Genomic DNA, 23,088 nt, shown 5'->3' with positions numbered 1-23,088 from the left:
ATGGCTAATATTTCCTCCATTGTAAAAAATGTGCGCAATATCATGCGCGATGAAGACCGGGGTATTTCCGGCGACGCCCAGCGACTGGAACAGCTCGGCTGGATGATTTTCCTCAAAATCCTCGACGAAAAAGACCTGGAGCTTGAATGCATCCGCGAAGGATACACCTCTGTTATCCCTGAACAATTCCAGTGGCGTAGCTGGGCCGTTGATCCCGAGGGACTCACCGGCGACGAGCTGTTACTTTTCATCGACCACCCGTCCGACGGACTCTTCGCGAAGCTGAAGAATCTGAATGCGCCGCACCACCCGCAACGCGCCTCCCTTGTGCGCGAGGTATTTGACGGGCTCAACAACTATATGAAATCCGGCTTTGCCATGCGCAAAGTCATCAACCAGTTGAATGGCTTCGATTTCAATAATTCCGAAGACCGCCACATTTTCGGCACCATCTATGAATCCATCCTGATTGAACTGCGCGATGCCGGCAACAAAGGTGAGTATTACACGCCTCGCGCCATTACCCAGCTCATGACGCAGATGACGAATCCCACCCTCGGTGAAAAGGTGCTCGATCCCGCCGCAGGAACCGGAGGCTTCCTTTCTGCCGCCATTGATTACATTCGCGACAGCGAGGTCAAAACCCTCGACGACGAAGCCGTCCTGCAAACGTCCATCGCCGGGTGGGAATACAAACCCGTGGCGTACGTCCTCGGCCTGACCAACCTGATTCTCCATGGTTTGGAAGTCCCCGACTGGCACTACCGCGACAGCCTCAAGACCGAATACAACACCATCGGCCCCAAACAACAGGTCGACGTAATTCTCGCCAACCCACCTTTTGGAGCGGGCATTGCCGAAGGCGTTGAAACCAACTTTCCAGCCTCCTTCCGTTGCCGCGAATCCGCCGACCTCTTCGTCATCCTCATGCTGCAATTGCTCAAGCCCGGCGGACGCTGTGCGATTGTGTTGCCCGACGGGTGCATCACCGGCGACGGCTATAAGGCGCGCATCCGTGAAAAACTGCTGACCGACTGCAACCTGCACACCATCATTCGCCTGCCGCAGTCCACCTTCCATCCTGCCACTGTTTCCACCAATCTGCTGTTCTTCCAAAAAGGCACGCCGACTAAAGAAATCTGGTATTGGGAGCACCAACTGCCCGAAGGACAAAAAAGCTATTCCAAAACCAAGCCCATCCAATTTGAGGAATTCACCCCGCTGATCGACTGGTGGGACGACCGCGAAGAAAATGAAAATGCGTGGAAGGTCAGCGTTGATGATCTCAAAGCTGGTTTTGATTTGGATGTGAAAAATCCTGTTATCCCAGATGATGAAGAGATTCTGAGTAAAGGGGAAATCATAGCTGCACTTCGGAAAAGTCAGGTTAAAATAGATAGTATTCTTCAAGGTTTGGAAGCGTAATGATAGAGGCAAAGTATATCCCACTTACGTTTGTTTCGGAGAAGGATGAAAAGGAACGTTTAATTAAGAACACTATGCTCCTTCGCCACTTTGGATCACTCGCAGAAAATGAAGTTCCTCTTTCGCATTACATTGAGGGCACGCAATACGGATTCAACGCCGCCGCAAAAGACTCTGGGACAAATCGGTTCGTCCGCATTAGCGATATTACTAACGGGAAAATTGATTGGGATTCCGTGCCCTTTTGTAAGTGTGACGATCCCGATGGATACCTGCTCAATGATCACGATCTGATTATTGCCAGAACAGGTGGAACTACTGGAAAAAGCTTCATGGTTTTGTCACCGCCAAAAGATTCGATCTTTGCAGGCTATTTGATTCGAATTCGGGCAAATTCCAATACGAACCCCGCGTTCATCTCTATTTTTTTGAACAGCTATTTCTATTGGGGACAAATTACCTCTCTCAATCGTGATGAATTCCGACCCAGCGTTAATGCCAAAAAGCTTTCTGCTCTAAAGTTGCCTAAGTTTGAACGCTCTGTTCAGGATGAAATAGTTGCAATAGCATCTGATTCAGAGAATTCGAATATCGTTCCTGAAATCGAAGAAGTTTTAACTTCTCAGAAAAGGCAAGTGGAACTGGCGTCGGAAATCACGCACCAAGAGGCGCTGTTGGGAAAACTAAAGCAGGCTATTTTGCAGGAGGCGATTCAGGGAAAGCTGACGGAACAGTGGCGCGCAGAAAACCCCGCCACCGAACCCGCCGCCGAACTGCTCAAACGCATCCAAAAAGAAAAAGATCAGCTCATCGCCGACAAGAAAATCCGGAAACAAAAACCGCTCCCGCCCATCACCCCTGAAGAAATTCCTTTCGGCATTCCGGAAGGATGGGAGTGGTGTCGGTTGATGGATATGTCGAGAGATATTCATTATGGATTCACTGCTTCAGCAGATGTGAATAAAAAAGAAACCCGGTTGCTCCGTATTACAGATATTCAAAATGATCGTGTTAACTGGGAGTCAGTTCCTGGTTGTGCATGTACGGATAAAGAGCGAAGGAAATACCTTCTTAATGTGGGTGATATTCTCATCGCACGAACTGGTGGGACTGTGGGGAAGTCCTATTTGGTTGATGCTCTTCCTGTTCAATCGGTTTTTGCATCATATTTGGTTCGTGTCATTCCTTCCTTTATTGAATTAGCGGTGTTTATAAAAATGTACCTAGGAAGTCCATGCTACTGGGAGCAGCTGATTGATGCAGCTCGTGGTGCGCAGCCAAATGTTAGTGGCAGTAAGCTCAAGAACTTATTGTTCCCCCTCCCACCCCTAGCCGAACAAGCGGCGATTGTAGAGCGGGTGGAGGCGCTGATGGCGCACTGCCGCGAGCTTGAACAGGAAATCGAGCACTCCCGCCAGCACGCCGACCGCCTCCTCCAAGCCGTCCTCAAAGAAGCCTTTTCGCCCGCGACCCAACTGAAGGCCCGCGCCCCTGATGAAGAGGCTCGCATTATTCGAGAGGCTTTGAAAAAGTAAGCACACAGCAATTTAAAACCAGAGTAGATGGAGTTCCATTATGTTGAAGCAGTTACGCATACAAAATTTTAAGGGTTGGAAGGATACGGATGCGATTCGCATGGCTCCGATTTCTCTATTCTTTGGCGCCAACAGTTCAGGCAAGTCGAGCATCGGTCAGTTTCTGATGATGTTGAAGCAGACGGTCGAGTCACCGGATCGCAAGGCGGTGTTTCATCCGGGCAGCAAAAACTCTGCCGTACAGCTGGGTTCTTATCAGGAAATGGTATTTCACCGTGATCCGGAAAATAAGATTAGTTTTGAGTATGAATGGACTTTGCCTGTTTCGACTAAATTCAAAGATCCGAACTCGGGCCAATCGTATGAATATAGTGCGATAAGATTCGATGCTGAAGCAGGGCTAGGCAATAAGGATCAGCATATGCTGGTGGTTGATAAATTCCAATATGAGCTCAAGAAGGATACAGAGGGAAGCTTGTCCGTGGGGATGGAACGAAAAGCGGATTCAAAATCGGATTACAAAGTGGACGCCACTGGTTTTTCGCTTAAGCGCAATAAAGGCCGTGTCTGGTATCCCGGAGCGCCGGTTCGATTTTATGGTTTTCCTGATGAGGTGGTTGCGTATCACCAGAACGCTGATTTTGTTCAGGACTTAAATCTACTGCACGAAAAGCTATTTAGATCCATTTGTTATTTAGGGCCACTACGCACAAAAGTGGAGCGCTTATATTCCTGGACGGGAATGGAACCGGAGAGTGTTGGCTATTCAGGTGAAAATACGATTGCGGCCATTCTGGCAGCCAGAAACCGAAAAATCAGTATGGGGTATAAAAAAGCCACGAAACCTTTTGAGCAAATTATTGCGATGAAGCTAAAGCAAATGAGCCTGATTGAAGAATTTCGAGTGAATCCAATTTCAAAACAGCGTCAAGAATATGAGGTGAAAGTTCGCACGAAAGGTTCCAGAGATTGGGTGGATTTGCCGGATGTAGGGTTTGGTATCTCACAAGTACTTCCTGTGTTGGTGCAATGTTTTTATGCTCCGGCAAATTCCATCATTATTATGGAACAGCCCGAAATTCATCTTCATCCTAATGCACAATCGGCGTTAGCCGATGTACTGATTGACGTGATTAACTCTAGAGAAAACGGCTGCGACCGGAATATTCAATTGGTTATTGAAACCCATTCAGAGCATTTTTTGAGACGCTTGCAGCGAAGAATTGCAGAAGATGCTGTGTCGCAAGAAAAAGTCTCGGCCTATTTTGCGAATGTCAGTAGAACACCTGCAAAATTAGAACCCTTACAGATTGATATGTTTGGCAGTATTTTGAACTGGCCGCCAAACTTTTTTGGCGATGAAATGGGTGATATTACCGGACAAGCCAAGGCGGCCATGAAAAAACGGATGGAGCAGAAATCTCTAAATACGGAGCTTTCTGAATGAGCTATCCCAATTTATGCGTGGTGGATACGAATGTCGCCAAAACAGCTAATCTGGCCACTCAGCCTGACCCAACCTCTGATGTGCCTGATGAGTGCGTTCTTGCATGCATTGAAGCGATAGAGCATGTCATCAAGAAAAAGGGAGTTGTGTTGGATGCAGGTGACGAAATTTTTGATGAATATCGGCAACAGCTTTCAATGAGTGGGAGTCCCGGTATGGGGGACTGCTTTATGAAGTGGGTGCATGATAATCGGTACGCTTTGCCAGATCATCAACGCGTTGAAATCACAAAGAACGGAGATTCATACAATGAATTTCCCCAGCATGCGGATCTAACGGAATTCGACATTTCAGATCGCAAGTTTGTTGCCGTTGCGAATACACATCCAAACAAGCCAACCATTCTTCAGGCAACAGATAGCAAATGGTGGGGATGGAAAGATGCGCTAAGTATCTGCAATATCACGGTACAATTCATGTGTGCTTCATACATTCAGGGTAAGTATGCGGAGAAAATAGGGACGTGAATGACTCGTTTTACAAATTCCCATCAACCCCTCACCTGACGACGCTAGAAGGCGTGGTCGTTCGGGGCGACAAGGTTCTGTCAAAAGCAGAACAAGATGATTTCCTCCTGAATAAACTGATTGTTGAAGAAAAAGTTGATGGCGCAAATTTGGGAATATCCTTTGATTCAGAGGGAGGTTTGCTCTGTCAAAATAGGGGGGCATATTTGACGTTTCCTGCCGTAGGACAGTGGAAAAAACTGGAACAATGGCTGCAACCTAAATTAGATCTGCTGTTTGAAATATTAACTGACCGTTATATCCTTTTTGGCGAGTGGTGTTGGGCTCAGCATTCTGTTCATTACAACCATCTGCCCGATTGGTTTCTTGGATTTGATCTTTATGATAAGCATGAAAAGAAATTCCTCTCAGTTATGCGCCGAAATGAGTTGTTCGAACAAATGGAAGTCACCAAAGTCCCACAGGTGGCCCAAGGGCGCTTTTCTCTGTCGGAGATAGAACTGATGTTAGCGCAATCAAAAATATCAGATGATCCTGCTGAAGGACTTTATCTCCGGGCGGAACACGGACAGTGGCTGACGAAACGCGCAAAACTTGTTCGGTCTTCTTTTATTCAGGCCGTTGATGAACATTGGTCGCGTGCGCCCATAAGATCGAATACGCTCGCTTCGACGGTTTGGGAGGGAAAGAGTGCAGTGCTGGATAAAAATGAGGAGACAAGCTCATGACCACCTTCACACCCAAATTCACCATCACCAACCGCATGACCGCCGCGATCACGCAGATTGAGCGGGCGCGTGGTTTTTTGGAGGCGGCGCGTTTGTCGGATGACTGGGTGCGGGATATGGGCGCTGAGGCATTGATCAAAGAGGCGCATCATACAACCCATATTGAAGGAACGCATCTGACACTGGACCAGGCAGAACGTTTATGGCGCGGAGAAGCGGTGCCGGAGGCTGACCCGGATGATGCGCGGGAACTGCTCAATTATCGCTCGGCCTTTGGATTTGTATCCGAGTGCCTGGACAGCGGGGATCCGATCCATGAAGGTATGATTCGGGAGATTCACCGTAAACTGGTGGATGGCGTTCGCGGCGGCAAAGCTGATCCTGGAAACTACCGGCGCATTCAAAACTATGTGGCCAATGCGGCAACTGGTCAAGTCATCTATACCCCGCCCGGCGCGGCGGACGTGCCGATCATGATGTCGGAAATGGTCAAATGGCTGAACAGCGATCTTGATATTCACCCGGTGTTGGTCAGCGGTATTGCTCAGTTCCAGTTGGTGCACATTCATCCATTCCTCGATGGAAATGGACGCGCCTCGCGCCTGCTGTCCACGCTTTGCCTGTACAAAGCTGGATACGACTTCAAGCGGCTGTTTACCATCAGCGAATACTACGACCGCGACCGACCCACTTTTTACAAAAAGATCCAAAGCGTTCGAGAAAACGATATGGATATGACCGGCTGGCTTGACTATTTCATCACGGGGCTCGAAACCCAGATGATCGAAGTGAAAGAGCGAGGCGAGCAGGTTATCCGCCGCGACGTTCTGGTTCAGAAGCACAGTCTGAATGAACGCCAAGGCAAAGCTCTGGGTTATTTGCTTCAAAACAGAAAACTGACCATTCAGGACTTTGAAGGTATCTGCCCCGATGTAAATCGACGTAGCTTGCAACGAGACCTCAAGGGTATGCTGGATAAAGAGGTCATTTTAGAAATTGGTGCAGGAGCAACAGATCCCACTCGTCACTATGCTTTAGCGGAGCTGTGACAAGCTGCGACACGAAGCTGTGACAAAGCTATGACAACTGCTGTGATACGGAAGATTCTGACGCGGTTTTTATGCTGTAAACTGGAGTCAAAATAGCACCCGCAAACTCGCGGAGAAAACGGAGAAAGGAAATTTGGTTAAATCGCTTCCTTTTTCACAACTCTCGCCCTGGGAAATATACGATTCGTATGAAGCTGCTGTTGAAGAGGTTGTGAATGACGGGCGGGCGGAGCGTGAATTGTTTATCGACGACGCGTCCTCCACCAGCCTTCGCCAAGGCTTCGGCTGGCAAGCCGGAGAATTGGCGAGGGCTGTCCGCCGAAGCTTTAGCGAAGGAGGACTTGGCAACCGCCTTCGGCTGGCAAGCCGGAGAATTGGCGAGGGCTGTCCGCCGAAGCTTTAGCGAAGGAGGACTTGGCACGTCCATAAGGAAAAGTCATGCACTACGTTTACCTCATTCGGAGCATCGCAAATCCCGGCCAAACTTACATCGGCCTCACCGATGATCTCAAATCCCGCCTAAATAAACACAATGAGGGCGGATCTCCGCATACCTCAAAATACAAGCCATGCCTATCCGATTGACACAGGTTGGTGTTTTTGGCACACCCTAACGCATGTCGAATTACCCTCGAACCCTGTTGGAGTTTCAACATCGCTTTCCTGATGAGTCATCCTGCTTGCACCATCTGGAGCATGTCAGGTGGCCAGCGGGTTTCGAATGCCCGTCCTGTGGAAACGTCGGTGACCCTTGGCGACTTCGAGCCAGACCCCGCGTGCTGGAATGTAGGCAATGCGGGAATCAGGCCAGCCTCACAGCAGGAACAATTATGCACCGAACACAACTCCCCCTGACGATTTGGTTTTGGGCTGCCTACCTGGTGACGACGCAGACCCCGGGTATGAGTGCTCTGCAATTCCAGCGGCAGCTCGGTATCAAACGTTACGAAACTGCGTTTCTGATTCTGCACAAGTTGCGCATGGCTATGGTTCGGCCAGAGCGAGACCGAATTGGTTCCAAGTGGCCCGTTGAGGTGGATGAGACGTTCGTCGGTGGCACAACCCAAGGGGAGGGCCGGGGACGGCATCACAAAACACTTGTTGTTGGTATGGTGGAAGTTATGCCTCGCAAGAAGGCTCTGGGGCCTGATCCGAACCTGCCATCAGGGCAGCGTCCACAGCATCAGGGAGGACATGGACGGAGTTTTATTGCGGGAAGGTTGCGGCTTCAGGTTGTTCCCAACCGAAAGCAGGAAACGCTGGAGCCGATCCTTGTGACCAACGTCCAGAAGAAAGCCGAAGTACGAACCGACGGATGGACGGGCTATGACAACTTGCATGGATTGGGGTACAAACACATCGCCGTGCCCATCAGAGGGGATCAGGCCAAAACGGACCAGCATCTTCCGATGATTCACATTGTATTCGGAAATCTTGATGCCTGGCTTCTGGGAACACACCACGGCGTGAGTTCGGCGCACTTGCAGGGCTATCTCAACGAATTCGTATTCCGGTTCAATCGCCGATTCTGGCCCATGGTAGGCTTCGAGAGTGTGCTGAAAATTGCGGTCCAGGTGGAGTCTCCGACTGTGCAAAACTTTTATAAAGCCGCAAGGGAATCGAAAGATTCGACCTAGCCTGTGTTAATCGGATAGGCAGGATACAAGCCATGGGAATTCGTGACCTATCTTGCTTTTTCTTCACGAGAGCAATCTGCAGCATTTGAGGCCTATCTTAAATCCGGTTCGGGCCGCGCCTTCGCCAAAAAGCGCTTGTGGTAATTCATTCCAAAGAAGAAAATTCCGGTTCTTCTCGGAAGTGCGTCTCACAGGTCCCGTCGCGTTGCCAGATGAGGTAGGTCGTAGATCTTCAGGTGGAGGTATTCTTCGTCGCGGTAATGAGCATCTGAAAAAACTCTTTGGTGACAGCGGGTGGCAGGAAGATTCAGTCTATCGAAATGACCAACTACAAAGCTTTCCTCGGTACGTATACCCTGAAGTTCGGCGGAAAAAACGCATTCATTTACGGCGCGGCCTCTGTTCAAGGCGGTTGAATTGTGTTATCCATACCGCATGATTGTTTATGATGACTATATCCCGGTTCCGGAAATCTTCTGGTCGTTCGAGACCGGCAAGCCGATCAGCCATTGCAGCCTGTGCCACCGCGAGCTGATGGAACCGGGCACCAACTATGTGATCGAAAAAGCATTCCAGGATGGCGAAACCCTGTTCGAGCACGCCATCTGCCTGCAGTGCCATTTCCAGTGCTTGGAGAACCTTTCGGAGGAGAGCACCCGGCGCATCCGCAGCTATTTCGCCGAAAACGTCGACCTCGAGCACCGCCCCGCCCAACTACTGGAAAAATTCGGAACCCGCCACGAGCGCTGGCTCGGCCACTGCATGGTGAAGGGTTATCCCCCGGAGGAGTGCGGCGAATACCAGATCTACGGATTCTGCATCGACCAGGATCTGATCTTCAACGGCGCCCCCTACATGATCTCGGGCGAGGCCGTCGATGAAATCCTTGGCCTGCTCTCGAGCGAAACCCTAGGGGCGCTGGGCGATATTTCCGACCGCCTTTTCGGCATCGGCTCCCCGAAGGATCTGCTGGTCTTCTAGCCGCCCGAAGGCCATTGGTAGACTATAAATCAAACTGTCCGTTTTTTTCGCGCCTCATGCCGACAGCTCCTGAATGAACCGTTCCTCTGCGGTTTCAAAATCCAATATCCTGCGCGGATAGTTGTTTATCCCGTCCTCGATCTTCTGGACCTGCTTGCGGGCAACGGCCTTCTCCGTCCTGTCCTTTAGCTTGCGGATGATCTGCTTGCGGGTCTTTCGTTCGGTGAGGGTGAGCAGGACGGCCGTTCCCTTGCCCTTGCCGCCAAAGACCGGGTCGATCTCCCAGAGCCCGGCCACCTGCCGTTCTTCGGCTTCCTGCGGGCGATCACCTATGCCATGGCCGGGATCCACGGCGCACTTGCGCTGTCGGCACAACGACTTGCGGCCCTTCTTGCGCTTGCGCTTCTCCCATAGCGACTCATTGGTCACGCCGGGCACCTTCTGCGCGTCGATCAGGTTATAGATGGTTTTCTCGCAAACCGCATACTCCAAGCACTGCGCCTTCATGAGAGCGGCCAAGACGTTCGCCGATGTCCTTTTCGGAGTATCCCTCCCTATGGAGGGTCTCTATCTGGATGCGTTCTTCCCAGCTCAAATGTTTGCCCTTGCGGTCGTTGTTGCTACTTTCCTTCTGCCCCATGCCGATGCTCCTTTTCTTCGTTTTGGTCGATGTAGAATAAGGTTCATTCTGGCATGGGGTTCTTCTCGCTCCAATTTCGGACAGTTTGATTTACAGTCTACCCCGCATGATCCACCCGCGTTATTCGGCAAAAAAAAGTCGCGGGGCGAGCCGCGGCCCCTTTATAGTGTTTCCATGAAAATGCATCTGTCCTCCCTCGCCGCCCTGCTTCTTGCCGCCGCAACCGGATCCCATTCGGCGCAACGGCCCAACATTCTGTTTTTGTTTGCCGACGACTGGGGACGGCATGCGAGCGCCTACGCCAAGGTCGAGGGGCCCGGCTCGATGAACGATACCGTTTCGACACCGAACTTCGACCGGGTGGCGGAAGCCGGGGTGTTGTTCCTGAATGCCTACGTCAACTCGCCCTCGTGCACGCCGTGCCGCAGCTCGCTGCTTTCGGGGCAGCATTTCTGGCGGACGGGAAATGGCGCCATCCTGCAGGGCGCCACGTGGGATTCGAAGATCCCGAGCTGGCCGCTGCTGCTGGAGGCGGGCGGATACGACATTGGCTATTCCTACAAGGTGTGGGCGCCGGGAACCCCGCTCAACGCTCCGATCGGCGAAAAAAGAACCCGGTTTGAGCAGGCCGGGAAACGCTTCAACTCGTTTTCCCAAACCGCAACCGCACTGATCAAAAAGGGTTCAACGGTTGAAGAGGCCAAAGCGGCCCTGCTCGACGAAGCCCGCGGCAACTTCCGCAGTTTCCTGGAAACGCGCGGCCAAGGCAAGCCGTTCGCGTTTTGGTTCGGCCCCACCAACGTGCACCGCAAGTGGATCAAGGGTTCCGGCAAGAAACTGTGGAACATTGATCCCGACAGCCTGAAGGGCAAGATGCCCCCCTTCCTGCCGGACGTCCATGAGGTGCGGCAGGATTTCGCCGACTACCTCGGCGAAGCACAGGCGTTCGATGCAGCCATCGGCGTGCTGATTGAAGAACTCAAGCGGAGCGGCAAATTTGAAAACACCATCATTGCCATCTCGGGCGACCACGGCGCGCCGGGGTTCCCGCATGGGAAATGCAACCTCTACGACTTCGGCACGCAGGTTTCGCTCGCGCTCTCCGGCCCGGGCATCGGGGGCGGCCGCGTGGTGAACGACTTTGTTTCGCTGCCGGACCTGGCGCCCACCTTCCTGGAGGCGGGCCAGGTTGATGTTCCGTCGGTGATGACCGCGAAAACACTCTGGCCGGTTTTGGCGGCCGAAAAAGACGGATGGGTCGACCCCGCCCGCACCGGGGTCTACATCGGCCGCGAGCGGCACGTCCGGAAGGCCCGCGCCGGAAACCTGCCCTACCCCCAGCGCGCCATCCGCACCCGGGAATTCCTGTTGGTCATCAACTTCCGGCCCGACCGCTATCCGCTGGGCGACCCCTTCGATCTGGACAACGGGAAGGCCCCCTCCTCCGACAAGCTGGAAAACAACACCTTCGCCACCCTTCCCGACGAAGATGCCGGGCCGGCCAAGGCGTGGATCGTCGAGCATCGCAACGACCCCAAGTGGCAGACCTATTTCCAGCACGCCTATGGCAAGCGCCCGCGCCTGGAGCTCTTCGATGTGCAAAAGGATCCGTTCCAGATGAACAACCTCGCGGACAATCCCGAATACCGGGAAGTCGTTGCAAGGCTCCAGAAACAACTGCTCGCGGAAATGAAGGCCACCGGCGACCCGCGCCTCATCGACGAAGGCCGGTTCTTCGAAGACGTTTCAAAATTCGACGGCAACTAACTGCGGTTCAATCCTGCGGAACCGCTTGTTCAAGTTTTTCCCGCAACGAGGCGAGCTCCTGCCCGAATTCCGGATTCCCGGCGAGGTTGATCCATTCGTTGGGATCGTTCCGGTGGTCGTAGAGCTCTTCCTCGCCGTTGCGGCAGCGGATGTAGCGGTAGCGCTCGGTGCGCAGGCTGAAATGCTGGTCGGACGCCTTGGCGGGAACGTTCTGCTCGACCGGAACCTTGGAGGCGGACGCCGCGAGGGAAAAGGCCGGGCCGGCCCATTTTCCAGCCGCTGGATCTTCCAGCAGGGGGCGCAGCGAAAAACCGTCGAGCCGCGGGGGCGGCGGCATACGGGCATAGTCGGTAAAGGTCGGGTAAAGATCGATCAGCGAGACCGGAGTTGAGCAGGCCAGGTTGGTGGCCACGCCCGGGCCGGCAACCACCAGCGGGATGCGGACGCTCTCCTCCCACGGGGAATATTTGAACAGGTATTCCTTTTCGCCCATGTGGTAGCCGTGGTCGCTGGTGAGGATGACCAGCGTGTTGCAGGCATAGGGGCTTTCATCCAGCGCATCGAGAATCTTTCCCGCCTGATCGTCGACAAACGCCACGCAGGCGAGATAGGCCTGCGTCCATTGGCGCAGCTGTTGCTCGCCGCCGTTTTCCATGATCTTCCTGTATTTCTGCCAGCCCCATGGCTGGGCGATGTCGTTCTGCTCAACAAGAATCTTTGCGCAGTCGTCGGTGTCGTTTTTCAGGATGGGCGCAAGTTCGATGGTTTCGAGCGGAAACTGATCGAAATATTCCTGCGGTGCATACCACGGGGAATGCGGGCGCGTGAAACCGACCGTCAGCAGGAACGGGGCTTCGTGGTTTTGTTTGAGGAACTTGACGGCCTCGGCGGCATGCATTTCGTCCGGCATGGGATCGCGGTCGTGGCCGTTGCGGAACTCCCACGGCTCGCCGGAATAAAACATCGTCCAGCCATACTCCGCGCCGTAGGGTTTCAGATCCTGAACGGGGCCGAAGCCGTCGCCCCACCCACCTTCCTTGCGCAGCTTTGCCGGCATCCACGGGGGCAGTACGCCGTTGCGCAGGTTTTTCGGTTTTCCATCGTTTGGAATCGGCCCGAAGTTAGGTTTGCTTCCAAAGCCCGGGAAACCATCCGGATTCTGGAAGATCGAAAGCTCCTCATGGCCGTTGTGGTGGATCTTGCCGGTGGAAAAGTTTCGGTAGCCGTTGCGCGTGAAATGTTCGAACAGGGTGGGCGCTTCCTTGAGCACCGGATTTTTCCGCCAATGATTGGCCTGCTGGTTGGAGCCATAGTAGCCGGTCGAGGTCGGAAGCAGCCCGCTCCAGAGGCTGGCGCGCGACGGCCCGCACAGGGGGCAGTTGGAGGCGGCGTTTTCGAAACGCACACCGCGCTCCATCAAGCGGTCGATGTTCGGCGTCTTCGCCTGCGGGTGTCCACCCATGCCTGCGATGGAGTCGTTGAGGTCGTCGCAGATGATGACGACCATGCTGGGCTTCTGCAGCGCATAGTAGGCGGGCTTGGGTTGGTAGTTGGCGTCGAACAGCAACGGGGCCGCCGTTCGGCCCGGCACCGGCCAGTTATTTTTCCAGCTATCTTTATCCGAGACGCCCCAAACGGTCACCCGCTCAAGATGCTCCCGGTTTTTGCGGAACACCTCGAATAATGCACGGTATTTTTCGCCCTGCTCACGGAGAATTTCCGCAGGGATCCCGTTGGTATAGGGGTTGAGTTCCGCGCGCAGTTCCTCGCGCCGGCTTACGTCCGCTCCCTGATAATGGTTTCCGCGCGGGAGCACGCCGATGTCGAGTTCGGTGATGCTGAGCTTCACGCCGGTTGCGGCCAGGATATCTATGGACTCCTGCAGCTGCTCGACCGCTGGATAATCCAAATGCCAGTGCGCCTGCATCCCGACGCCGTCGATCGGGACGCCCCGGGCTTTCAAGCCTTGCACCATCCCGGCGGCAAATTCAACCTTGGCCCGGTCGGTCATGCTGAAGTCATTATAAAGCAACCGGGCTCCCGGGTCGGCTTCGTGCGCAAAGCGGAACGCGAGTTCGATATAGTCTTCGCCAATGATCTGAAGCCATGGGGAATCGCGATAAAAAGCCACTCGTTTTTTTTGCGGGTTTCCCTCTTCATCCAATGGAAGGCTTTCATCCACCACCATCTTGGTATCGATGGCCTCGTTGACCACATCCCAGTATTTGATGCGGCCCTTGTAGCGGCCGACCACCGTGTGAATGTGGTTGCGCATCCGCGCAATGAGCACCTCGCGCGAAACCGGATTGCCGGACTTGTCTTTGAACAGCCAATCCGGTGTCTGCGAATGCCAGACCAACGCATGGCCGACGACGGCCATGCCGTTCTCCTCGGCAAAGGCCATGAATTCATCGGCCTGCTCAAAGTTGAAGAAGCCCTCCCGGGGTTGGAGGTATTCCATTTTCATCAGGTTCTCGGCGGTAAGGCAATTGAACTCCCGGGTCACCACGGCGAGCTCCTTTGCATCCTGCCGCATGGGATACCGATAGTGATGGTTCACATGGCGGCTCCCCAGTGCCGTTCCCATCAGGAAGTCATCGGAAAATTCATCCTTCAGCGGGGCGGCGGATGCGCAAGACACGGCACCGATGACACAGAGCAGTTGTATAAAATATGACTTCATGGTTTTTCTCTCGATCCAACCTAACTAAAAAAAATCGCGCTATTTCGCCGGCAGCACATCCAATTCCATCGTGGCCTCAACCGGAGCATTGACTCCATCTGAAACACTCACCACAAATAGATTGATCCCCACGTTATCAGCTGCCGGCGTTCCTTCAATTTTTCCGAATTTTGCATTGGAGACCGTCAGCCATTCAGGCCCGCGGATCTTGGCGTAGCTGAGCTCATCTCCATCGGCATCCGAAACCCGCCAGTTGATATAGTTCATGTAAGGCTGACCGGCTGTTGCAGCTTTCTGCTGGAACCGCTTTGACTTCCAGGTCGGCGGAACGTTTTCGGTTTTTCGAAGGCCGGAAGCCAGATCCAGGGCTTTAACCTTTTCGCGGTGCTTTTGCAGCTCCCGCGAAAGTTTTTCGGTGAGCTGTGCATATTCCGGCAAAACCGCAATGTTCGTATTTTCATCCGGATCCTTCCTATGGTCGTACAGCATGCGGCTGCCATCAGACCACTCCGAGTAGGAATAGCGATCCGTCGTGATCGATTCGCCGGCATGATAGCGACTGAATACCGCTTGTTTCCAATCCCTGGAAGGTTCGTTGAGCAATGGAACAAAACTTTTTCCCTGCAGGTGTCCAGGCCTTGGAAGACCGGCCAGCTCGCAAAGTGAAGGATAGATGTCCACAAACTCCACCAGGGCATCCGTGCGCTGGCCTTGCTTGAAACCGGGCGCGCTGATCATGAGCGGCGTATAGGTTGAGGTGTTGAACAGAGCATGCTTGCACCAAAGTCCATGCTCGCCCAGCTGCCATCCGTGGTCTCCCATTAGAACAACAATCGTATCCTCACGCAGTTCCAGCCGCTCCAGCTCGTCGAGCAGCTTGCCGACCTGCGCATCGGTATAGGACACACAGGCGTAATACCCATGAATCAGTTTTCGTGCAACGGCATCGGAGACCGGCCCGTTGGTCGGCATTCCGCCATAGCCGTCGCGCAGTTCGTTCCACTGATGAATGGCATTGGAAGGCGCGTCTTTCGGGGCGAACGGGTTGTCGGCCAGCGCGAGCCTTTCCGGGTCATACATGTCCCAATATTTTTTGGGTGCGTTAAACGGCAGGTGCGGCTTGGTGAACCCGGCGGTAATAAAGAAAGGCGTCCCTTCGTTTTTGGCTCGCTGCAGGTCTTTAATCACCTTGTCGGCCAGCGCTCCACCGGGATAGGCATTGTCCGGCACATCGGCATCTTCCCAGGCCGCCATTTCTGCCCATTCCCTGCCCTGATTTTCCGGCTTGAGATAGACGCGGAAGTCCTTCGGCTTGTGGATCTCGTGCCACGAGTTGGTATTATCGTCGGCATGGTGATAGACCTTACCGTTTGAAATGGTGGTATAGCCATTCGCCTTCATGTGGGCGGGGATGTCCGGTATGGCGGGCGCATCCTCCTGCGCTTTGGTATAGTAGGTCACAAAGCGATCCGCCGTGGGATAAAGCCCGGTCAACAGACTTGCGCGCGATGCGCCGCAGACGGGCACCTGCACATGGGCGCGGTTGAACAGCAGGCCCTCACTCGCCAGTCGGTCGATATTCGGGGAAAGGGTTTCGGTATGCCCATAGCAACCCAGCTGCGGACGCAGGTCGTCGATCATAATGAAGAGCACATTGGGTTTCGATACCGACTGCACCGGAACGCCGGATGCAATCGCTGCCCCCATGAAAACAATTGATAAATACCGTAACCCTTTCATATTCATACCCGCTCGTTCTGTTTCTATTGAGGCCATCAATGGTATGCGCACCCCAGCGCCGCGTAAACCGCGACTATTGACGCCTAAAACCTGAAAAATGAAACGGGAGCGAATCCGTGGCGATAGTTATTTTACCGGACTGATTTCATAGACACGCGCCCTTGGTTGCGCGAGCTCGTGAATGCGCTCTTCATAATCGGCCTTCACGTTCAGCAAGTGGGCAACCTCGGCCTCGTAGGCCGAATAAAACTGCGCATAGGCTTCGGGATCTTTTTCCTGCAGTTTTTCGCGGCGCTTGCCTTTGCGGGCGCCCCATTGATCCCGCAGGGGATGAACCGCCTTGTCGTTGCGCTCCTTGTTGAGCAACGCGACCGCAAGCGCCTGCTGGTATTGCGGCGTCTTTTCGTTGCTCTGCAGCTCCACCTTGGAACCGAGCTGGGCATGCGAGTAGTGCCCCACTTCGATGCCGTCGATTTTCAGACTGTATTTGCCGGGTTTCAGCCCGCGTACGGAAAGATGTTCATTGCTCATCTTATGTCCGGACTTTGTAATTTCATAGCCGAGCGTGGCTTCCGGCGGCAGCACCCACGGCAATGCCTGCGCCTTGAAAGTGAACCGAAGCGATGCGCCGTCGCCGGATATGTCCGACACCTCACCATTCGGCGAGGCGACCCGCCAGCTTCCATCCGGCTTCGTGGATGCGTTGATCCCGCTGACCGAGCGGTCGGCATTCATCTGTTCGAGCAGCTCGAACGCCATCACCGCATGGCCGGCCGGCCCCGGATGAACCGCATCCGGAATCAGGGTAAACGCCGGATCTTCAAGGCGCTGCTGGGTGGTGTGGAAATTCAGCGGCCCGAGCAGATCCACATACCCCGCCCCGCGCTCCACCGCGGTGTCGCGCAACCAGGTTCCATAAAATGCGAGCACCGCGTTGTAATAGTGCCTGGCCTGAGCAATCTTTTCCTGGTCTTTCAGCCAGTGCGGCGGCGTGACCGAGGCCACGCGCGAATCATACATCGTCGGCCCCATAAAGACTTCGACCGCGCCGAGCGCGTCCATGCGGTCGGCGAGCTCGGTCATGCCCGTTTCATAGGTGTTGAAAATCCCGAGATCAAAGTGCTGATAACTGCCGTCGTTCATGCCCAGCAGCACCGTAATATATTTCGGTTCGAACGGAGCAACATCCTCGGCGAAACGGTCGAGCGCGTCGGCCGCACGGTCGCCGCTGACGCCCGCATTGTGGAAAAGGATCCGGCGATCCGGATAGCGGGTATAAAAATAATCCTCCACATACTGCGTGTAGAGGCACTGGTGCGTAATGCTGTCGCCCAGAAAAACAAGCGTGTCGCCATCCTGCAGGTCGATCGATGTAACAGGTGTTTTAAACTCCGCTGCGCCCATTCCCATAGCCACACCCACGGCTATGATCATCATCCCTTTTATTAATCCGCGTCTGTTTCCATTCATCCCATGCTCCTTGCTCGTTTCCGACAGATAAACAGCTTATATTGATTCATGCTCCGCGGCACAGCAAGGCGCTTCTTTTAAACAACCTGCTATATCGGCGCGAGGCAGAACAGGGGAAGTCCATCACTTGCGAGCCGTGGACAGGCAGCCTTCGCTAAAAGGGATTTTGCATTCCTGCCATGCTACGACACCTTCGTCGGCAATCCAGCATTACCAGAAGCGTGCGCCATAAAAAAGGATGCCGGCGTAACGGCATCCCGCTGAAATTTATCCTGCTCCATGCAGCTACATCATGAAACGGCGGCGTATAAAAAGGATGCCTCCGCCGAAGACCGCAATCATCCCCAGCGTAGCCGGTTCCGGAATCTGGGTGAGGGAAACCGAATCAATTTTGATGAATTCCGTAGCCGTTCCGCCGATACCACCGTATTCCCAGGTTCCGTTGCTGGCGTCAACCACGAGCTGGATCCGGTCGATCGAGGTCATTCCCGTGCCGTCGGTAACGAGATCCGCCCAGCTTCCATTATAATCTACCCGGGTAGACCAGACGCCAGTGTCGAGGTCCGCAAGCAGCTGAACCGTAACTGAGGAAGTATTCGTCAGGTTCAGACCGCCTAGTTGATGCTGGGAGTCCGTTCCGGACAACGTTCCGTTGTTTGAATTCTGTGAACGGACACGGATATCATTACTGCCCGATTGAGCGACTTCAAATTCAAGCTGTGCGCTTCCGTTCGTTGCACTTCCGAAATTGAATTTTATTCCATTGTTAACGGTTCCGATTCCATCGGTGCCGGCCAAATCCCAATCAGCGATAACAAACTCAAAGATATACTGGCCGGATGTGCGTTGCGCAAAATCGGCGGTTCTATAGGTTTGTCCACTGCCCGGATTAAACTTGAAGTAGTTGGCATCGCCGATGTTGAGGCTTCCCGCCTGCGTCTGGGGGCCGCCGAAATTCCACGAAGACCCGACCGATCCGCTGTTGTTGACGCTGTTCAGCGCCGTACCATTGGCATCGTTGAATTGCCAATCCTCCAGCACATCCGCATTGCTTACGGCAACCAACAGCATCGCCGTCAGTCCTGCCATTCCCAGTTTCTTCATTATTGTTCCTCCGTTCAAACGTTACGCACGCTTACAGCGTCCGCGTCTTTTTCTTATTCGATTAGGTATTACATAATATACGCCGAAGCCATATCGGCAATCGGCACTCCTGAACGCTGTATACTGAAATCTGAACACGCAGAAAGTTCACGGTCTGAAGAGGATCCGGACGCGGCCAAAGCGGTTGGTGGAGGTTTCGGTGGTTTCAACATCTCTAACGGTTACGCGTTCCCAGTCAGAGTCGATCAGCACGACTGTTTCGGAAGCGACAGATTCAGCCCATTCCCCTCCAACCAGATTCCCGGTAAACTCAGGGATGTATTGGAGGTCATAAGCGCCGCGCCGACGGAGATATTCAAGCTCCAGCGTCTGGAAACTGTTGGAGGGAGCAATCTGATACGTCGGCAGGCCGGACGTTCCACTGCCGGAAACCAGCCGATGATAATCGTTGGTTGCCATATCCAGATTGGAAGCATACTCAAACAGATTAATGGCCATGTCTCCATCGGCATCTGAACTTGCCAGAGCATCGGTGCCGCTCAGTCCGGCTTCTACCAGTGCTGCTGCAAAAGAAGTTTCGGCATAGATTTCTATGGCATCGATCCAGACATCGGCATCATCGCCGCCGAACTGAATGCGGATTTCGCCATCGGGATCGGTGCCGGTGATATTCGCGAGCTGGATGGCCGAGAACTCATATGTGCGGCTGACCGTATCAATCGGAATATTCAACGTCAGATAAGCCGTCCCGACATTGTCCTTGTTTCGCCACAGAATGGTGATGGTCCGGTCGGCGGCGGCTCGGGCGCTGAAACGGATGGTATAAAGCTTGCCCTGCTGAGCCGGCACAATCTGCTCGATAGCCAACCGGTATTTATCTGCCGTACCATCGGTAATGCTCACGTACAATTCCGGATCGGCTACGGGGCCGTTGGTGGCGAATGAAGCCGAGGCTCCGTTGATCGTTTGAACCCAGTCGTTCAAATCATCGTCGAAATCGCCATTCAAGACCAGATTCTCGCCATTGGCACCTGACGAGGGATTCAGTTCGTCCAGCCGTGCCTGCAGCTGCGCGGCGAGGGTTGCAACATCGGCAGCGTATACAATGTGATCCACCACGTTGGTGTCTTCGCGCGGATCGAGGAACTGGTCGTACAGTTCGCGATCGACGATAATATTGGAATTTTCGAGACGCCATTCCGTATAGCGATACCGGTCGGTGCGCATGGAATAGCCCATGTTACCGCTGCGCGGATATTGACTGATGGCATCGGCTTCTCCCGCTGAATCCGGACTTTCAAGTAACGGCATCAGGCTGTCGCCTTCGAGCTGGACGGGGTGCGGAACGCCGCAGAGATCGAGTAGCGTCGGATAGAGATCAACGGCTTCGGTCAGTGCATCGATTTGCGCAGCGCCGGGCATCCATGGAACTTTTATGATCATAGGAATCCGGGTGGCCAATTCAAAATTGGTGTGCTTGGTCCACTGGCCATGGTCGCCCAGATGCCAGCCGTGATCGCCCCAGACTACAACAATCGTATTTTCGGAAAGGCCTTCATTTTCGAGCGCGGCCATTAAACGACCGAGCTGCGCATCCATATAGGACACGCAAGCATAGTACCCGTGAATCAGTTCCTGTTCCTGTGCTGATGAAACCGGACCACTGGCAGGAATTCCGTCGTACCCGCGCAATTCACCCCAGGTCGTGTAGGCCAAGCTTGAAGCATCGACAGCCGGATCATCCGTATGGGGATAAACCAGATCGTTGGTCGTGTATAGATCCCAATAGGTTTGAGGTGCTACAAACGGAAGGTGCGGACGAACATAGCCCACCCCATAAAAGAAAGGCTGCTTCGTTTTAAGGTCGGCCAGTTTGATAACGGCCTCATCCGTTACAGCGCCATCGCGCAGCACATTATCCGCCACATTCGGACTTTCTGTGGGCGGATTACCCGCGCCAACCGAACCATAGGTTCCGGAACCGGCGCTCCATGATTCGCTCCACGACAAATCATCATTCAGGCTTCCATGATAAACCTTACCGATACCGACAGAATAGTAGCCATAATCCTGCAGGTATTGCGGCAGGGTTTCTACCCACGGAATCGTGTCGCGGAAGTCGGTCGTCAGATCAAATACCTGTGTCGAGTCGGGGCGCATGCCGGTCATTAAACTGGTGCGCGAGGGAGAACAGACTGCCTGCTGCACATAAGCGCGGTTGAACTGATAGCCATCCGCCGCAATCTGATCCATGTTCGGCGTGATCATCTGCGCCGCACCATAGCTTCTGGTTTGCGGCCGGAGATCGTCGACATAAACCATCAGAATATTTGGATTAGATGGGGCCGTGTTCGGGGAGGCTGTAAGCGCTAGCGTGGTGATCGATTCCGCCGGGATGACTAGATTCGTGGCAGCAGGATTAAAGCTGCCGATGTTCGTGCAGTTTAAACTGGAGGTGGAGCGATAGATATCTCCTCCCGTAATCGTGACACCCGAAAACGATAAATCCAGATCCACAAGGCTTCCGTTGGAATTGAGGATCACGACGCTAACTTCGTCGCCAGCGGGACTGATGAAGGCGGCCAGATCAACGCCCGGTTTCGATGATGTGGTATCCAGCCTCCGCCAATCGGTATTGATGAACGCTGAATAATGCTTGAAGGCATAATATTCCGGATTGATGTCGTAGGAGGAATCATCCGGCAGGGTAATCAGCGCCTGTCCGTCGTCGAAAGGCCAATACAAACACCAATAGAGATACGCAGAGACTTCTTCAATCGTAAGCGAGTTAAACATAAGCTTCGCGAGATTGTATTTCCGCAGCCAATCCGTCGGGGAGGCGCCGCTGTAATATTCCGTTTGGAACAGCGGCCTGTAATCGTAGTCGTCGTTCGTCGATTGCATCTCGGCATTCAGGACAGATGGGTTGGAGCCGACATTGCTGCTATACAAATGGTGCGCATACCCATAGGCGTGCAACGGATAGAGCAGGTTATCGATGTATTCATCCAGCTTGTTGAATGCGACCAATTCCGGACCAAGCATTTTCGGCATCGCGGCCGTCCCCATTTCGATCGCCAGCTTCTGCCACACTTTTTCGAAGGCGATGTTGTAGCCGGCGAAGCTTCCGGTTTCTATTGGGTCAAACTTGCAGGAAGCATGCGTTGCCTCCCAGTTCGCCTCATTCTGAATGCTGATATAATCCGGGGAAATGCCAAGTGTTGCATAGTAGTCGAGGCTGTCGGCCCACCACTGGGCAAAATCGTCGTAACGATAACCGCCGCCATCGGAAGCCAGCGTTCCGCCGATTTTGTTCGTATTGCTTTTCAGGTCATCCGGCGGCGTCCAGGCCGACATCAGAACTTTTAGCGGCCTCCCAAGAGAAGCTTCGCCCATTTGAAGGGTCGTGATCGTACCATCGATATTGTTCTGAACATTGGATTCATCAGCCAAATAGAGATTGCGAATCCGGAAAATATCCAGGTTCAGATCCTCGAACAACAGATTGGCCAACTCGTTGGAGTGATCATTTTCGATCAGCTTATTGATATAGAATGCGGCGGATGCCCCGAACCCTTCGATCTTCTGATGCTTCAGCCCGGCATTCACTACCCCGGCTGCCGAACCTGCCGAAGCCGGAATGGCTGATACGTAAAATTCCCGAACCCCGAAGTTGACGCTTGCATCGCCTGCATCGATCGAGTCTGCAAACAGGGTGAATCCAACAAAACCAATGTCTGCAAAGGCGGGTGTTGCAGCGGAGCCGATTGCGGAAACGCCTGTGGCTGTTGAGGGATCATAGTTAAACCAGCTTGCGCTCAGCGCTTCAATGCTGAAGGCATCGCCTTGGTTGCCTGAGCCTCCTGTTGAAAAATTTGCGGAAGAAGAGGAAATATAAAACTGGCCGCCATCCTCGACGACAAAGCGGATGGTCGCCGAATCCAGTCGCTGGATCTGACTGGTGAAAATATCCGCCGCATTCATTGTGTCATTTGCGATATTAAACTGAACGGCGTCTGTTTTAAAAAGAAACAGGCCGGCAACGGCATGCCCGAAATCACCGGTATTGAAACGCACCCGCAGGCCGGAAGCCCCATTGTTGCCAACCGTCCAGACGCCTGCATTCTGCCGGTGCAATGCGCCATAAACATCCGGCCCGATATAGTTCACGCCATCGGCTGTGATGAGGGGCGCACCGATATTCAGGGCCGTATCCGAGCTGACATTCGAGCTGTTGTTCGTTACCAGCACCGCGGCATCAAAATCCACTACAAGCGCGGATTGAGCGCCGGCAACCAGCAGAACGAGAAATGCTGAAACGATATGTTTTGTTCTTCTAATGCTCATGTAACTTG

General features: G+C 53.6%; 16 protein-coding genes and 2 pseudogenes. 11 read left to right on the top strand and 7 right to left on the bottom strand.

The features are described 5' to 3' along the window. The 10 genes and pseudogenes from E9954_RS29985 to E9954_RS29940 all read left to right on the top strand — a co-directional run bounded on the left by E9954_RS29985 (nucleotide 1) and on the right by E9954_RS29940 (nucleotide 9,329). Nucleotides 1-1,425 (top strand): class I SAM-dependent DNA methyltransferase, encoded by a 1,425-nt coding sequence (locus E9954_RS29985; protein WP_136082970.1) that lies wholly within the window; start codon nucleotides 1-3, stop codon nucleotides 1,423-1,425. Continuing rightward, a complete protein-coding gene (locus E9954_RS29980) occupies nucleotides 1,425-2,960 on the top strand; it encodes a restriction endonuclease subunit S (protein WP_136082969.1) in 1,536 nt (511 codons plus the stop codon). The genes E9954_RS29985 and E9954_RS29980 overlap by 1 nt, the downstream gene beginning before the upstream one ends. 40 nt (nucleotides 2,961-3,000) lie before the next feature. Further along, nucleotides 3,001-4,407, top strand: a complete 1,407-nt coding sequence (locus E9954_RS29975; protein ID WP_136082968.1) for a DUF3696 domain-containing protein — start codon at nucleotides 3,001-3,003, stop codon at nucleotides 4,405-4,407. Beyond that, nucleotides 4,404-4,934, top strand: a complete 531-nt coding sequence (locus E9954_RS29970; RefSeq protein WP_136082967.1) for a hypothetical protein — start codon at nucleotides 4,404-4,406, stop codon at nucleotides 4,932-4,934. Before E9954_RS29975 ends, E9954_RS29970 begins: the two co-directional genes overlap by 4 nt. Beyond that, on the top strand, nucleotides 4,931-5,662 hold the full coding sequence (locus E9954_RS29965; RefSeq protein WP_136082966.1) for an RNA ligase family protein: 732 nt from the start codon (nucleotides 4,931-4,933) through the stop codon (nucleotides 5,660-5,662). The genes E9954_RS29970 and E9954_RS29965 overlap by 4 nt, the downstream gene beginning before the upstream one ends. After that, complete coding sequence (locus tag E9954_RS29960; protein ID WP_136082965.1) at nucleotides 5,659-6,711, top strand: Fic family protein; 1,053 nt, start codon at nucleotides 5,659-5,661, stop codon at nucleotides 6,709-6,711. The genes E9954_RS29965 and E9954_RS29960 overlap by 4 nt, the downstream gene beginning before the upstream one ends. A gap of 438 nt (nucleotides 6,712-7,149) precedes the next feature. Then, entirely contained in the window at nucleotides 7,150-7,296 is a 147-nt protein-coding gene (locus E9954_RS33760) for a GIY-YIG nuclease family protein (RefSeq protein ID WP_136082964.1), read from the top strand. Between the two features lie 32 nt (nucleotides 7,297-7,328). Further along, nucleotides 7,329-8,348, top strand: coding sequence for an IS1595 family transposase (locus E9954_RS29950; RefSeq protein ID WP_136081302.1), 1,020 nt, complete (start codon nucleotides 7,329-7,331; stop codon nucleotides 8,346-8,348). 24 nt (nucleotides 8,349-8,372) lie between these two features. After that, nucleotides 8,373-8,492, top strand: a pseudogene (locus E9954_RS33755) (GIY-YIG nuclease family protein); the annotation flags it as partial. A 273-nt stretch (nucleotides 8,493-8,765) separates the two neighbouring features. Continuing rightward, nucleotides 8,766-9,329, top strand: coding sequence for a hypothetical protein (locus E9954_RS29940; protein WP_168442692.1), 564 nt, complete (start codon nucleotides 8,766-8,768; stop codon nucleotides 9,327-9,329). Nucleotides 9,330-9,383: 54 nt separating this feature from the next. Here E9954_RS29940 and E9954_RS29935 read toward each other — a convergent pair whose 3' ends face one another. Further along, nucleotides 9,384-9,887 carry an IS30 family transposase gene (locus E9954_RS29935; RefSeq protein ID WP_281281281.1) on the bottom strand — a complete coding sequence of 168 codons (504 nt, stop codon included), beginning with the start codon at nucleotides 9,885-9,887 and terminating at the stop codon, nucleotides 9,384-9,386. Then, nucleotides 9,883-9,969, bottom strand: a pseudogene (locus E9954_RS33980) (hypothetical protein); the annotation flags it as partial. The pseudogene E9954_RS33980 and the gene E9954_RS29935, both read right to left, overlap by 5 nt. Before the next feature lie 174 nt (nucleotides 9,970-10,143). On the opposite strand from E9954_RS33980, the gene E9954_RS29925 reads away from it, so the two are divergent. Continuing rightward, nucleotides 10,144-11,736 (top strand): sulfatase family protein, encoded by a 1,593-nt coding sequence (locus E9954_RS29925; protein ID WP_136082960.1) that lies wholly within the window; start codon nucleotides 10,144-10,146, stop codon nucleotides 11,734-11,736. Between the two features lie 7 nt (nucleotides 11,737-11,743). On the opposite strand, the gene E9954_RS29920 is transcribed toward E9954_RS29925, so the two are convergent. The 5 genes from E9954_RS29920 to E9954_RS29900 form a co-directional block, all read right to left on the bottom strand. Beyond that, nucleotides 11,744-14,419 (bottom strand): endo-1,4-beta-xylanase, encoded by a 2,676-nt coding sequence (locus tag E9954_RS29920; protein WP_136082959.1) that lies wholly within the window; start codon nucleotides 14,417-14,419, stop codon nucleotides 11,744-11,746. Nucleotides 14,420-14,458: 39 nt separating this feature from the next. Further along, nucleotides 14,459-16,159 carry a sulfatase-like hydrolase/transferase gene (locus E9954_RS29915; RefSeq protein WP_222847376.1) on the bottom strand — a complete coding sequence of 567 codons (1,701 nt, stop codon included), beginning with the start codon at nucleotides 16,157-16,159 and terminating at the stop codon, nucleotides 14,459-14,461. A 126-nt stretch (nucleotides 16,160-16,285) separates the two neighbouring features. Continuing rightward, nucleotides 16,286-17,629, bottom strand: a complete 1,344-nt coding sequence (locus tag E9954_RS29910; protein WP_136082958.1) for an SGNH/GDSL hydrolase family protein — start codon at nucleotides 17,627-17,629, stop codon at nucleotides 16,286-16,288. A gap of 285 nt (nucleotides 17,630-17,914) precedes the next feature. Beyond that, nucleotides 17,915-18,733, bottom strand: coding sequence for a hypothetical protein (locus E9954_RS29905; RefSeq protein ID WP_136082957.1), 819 nt, complete (start codon nucleotides 18,731-18,733; stop codon nucleotides 17,915-17,917). 147 nt (nucleotides 18,734-18,880) lie between these two features. Beyond that, nucleotides 18,881-23,080 (bottom strand): sulfatase-like hydrolase/transferase, encoded by a 4,200-nt coding sequence (locus E9954_RS29900; protein ID WP_136082956.1) that lies wholly within the window; start codon nucleotides 23,078-23,080, stop codon nucleotides 18,881-18,883. Between the last annotated feature and the right edge of the window lie 8 nt (nucleotides 23,081-23,088).

This window comes from Pontiella desulfatans, assembly GCF_900890425.1.
GTDB classification, from domain to species: domain Bacteria; phylum Verrucomicrobiota; class Kiritimatiellia; order Kiritimatiellales; family Pontiellaceae; genus Pontiella; species Pontiella desulfatans.
Note: the sequence above shows the minus strand (reverse complement) of the source record. Positions and strands in the feature narration are given on the sequence as shown.

What these genes read in the sequence shown, in the direction of transcription:
- E9954_RS29915 (WP_222847376.1), bottom strand. Translation starts at nt 16,159, where the DNA reads ATGAAAGGGTTACGGTATTTATCAATTGTTTTCATGGGGGCAGCGATT.
- E9954_RS29920 (WP_136082959.1), bottom strand. Translation starts at nt 14,419, where the DNA reads ATGAAGTCATATTTTATACAACTGCTCTGTGTCATCGGTGCCGTGTCT.
- E9954_RS29960 (WP_136082965.1), top strand. Translation starts at nt 5,659, where the DNA reads ATGACCACCTTCACACCCAAATTCACCATCACCAACCGCATGACCGCC.
- E9954_RS29925 (WP_136082960.1), top strand. Translation starts at nt 10,144, where the DNA reads ATGAAAATGCATCTGTCCTCCCTCGCCGCCCTGCTTCTTGCCGCCGCA.
- E9954_RS29980 (WP_136082969.1), top strand. Translation starts at nt 1,425, where the DNA reads ATGATAGAGGCAAAGTATATCCCACTTACGTTTGTTTCGGAGAAGGAT.
- E9954_RS33760 (WP_136082964.1), top strand. Translation starts at nt 7,150, where the DNA reads ATGCACTACGTTTACCTCATTCGGAGCATCGCAAATCCCGGCCAAACT.
- E9954_RS29970 (WP_136082967.1), top strand. Translation starts at nt 4,404, where the DNA reads ATGAGCTATCCCAATTTATGCGTGGTGGATACGAATGTCGCCAAAACA.
- E9954_RS29950 (WP_136081302.1), top strand. Translation starts at nt 7,329, where the DNA reads ATGTCGAATTACCCTCGAACCCTGTTGGAGTTTCAACATCGCTTTCCT.
- E9954_RS29975 (WP_136082968.1), top strand. Translation starts at nt 3,001, where the DNA reads ATGTTGAAGCAGTTACGCATACAAAATTTTAAGGGTTGGAAGGATACG.
- E9954_RS29900 (WP_136082956.1), bottom strand. Translation starts at nt 23,080, where the DNA reads ATGAGCATTAGAAGAACAAAACATATCGTTTCAGCATTTCTCGTTCTG.
- E9954_RS29985 (WP_136082970.1), top strand. Translation starts at nt 1, where the DNA reads ATGGCTAATATTTCCTCCATTGTAAAAAATGTGCGCAATATCATGCGC.
- E9954_RS29905 (WP_136082957.1), bottom strand. Translation starts at nt 18,733, where the DNA reads ATGAAGAAACTGGGAATGGCAGGACTGACGGCGATGCTGTTGGTTGCC.
- E9954_RS29910 (WP_136082958.1), bottom strand. Translation starts at nt 17,629, where the DNA reads ATGAATGGAAACAGACGCGGATTAATAAAAGGGATGATGATCATAGCC.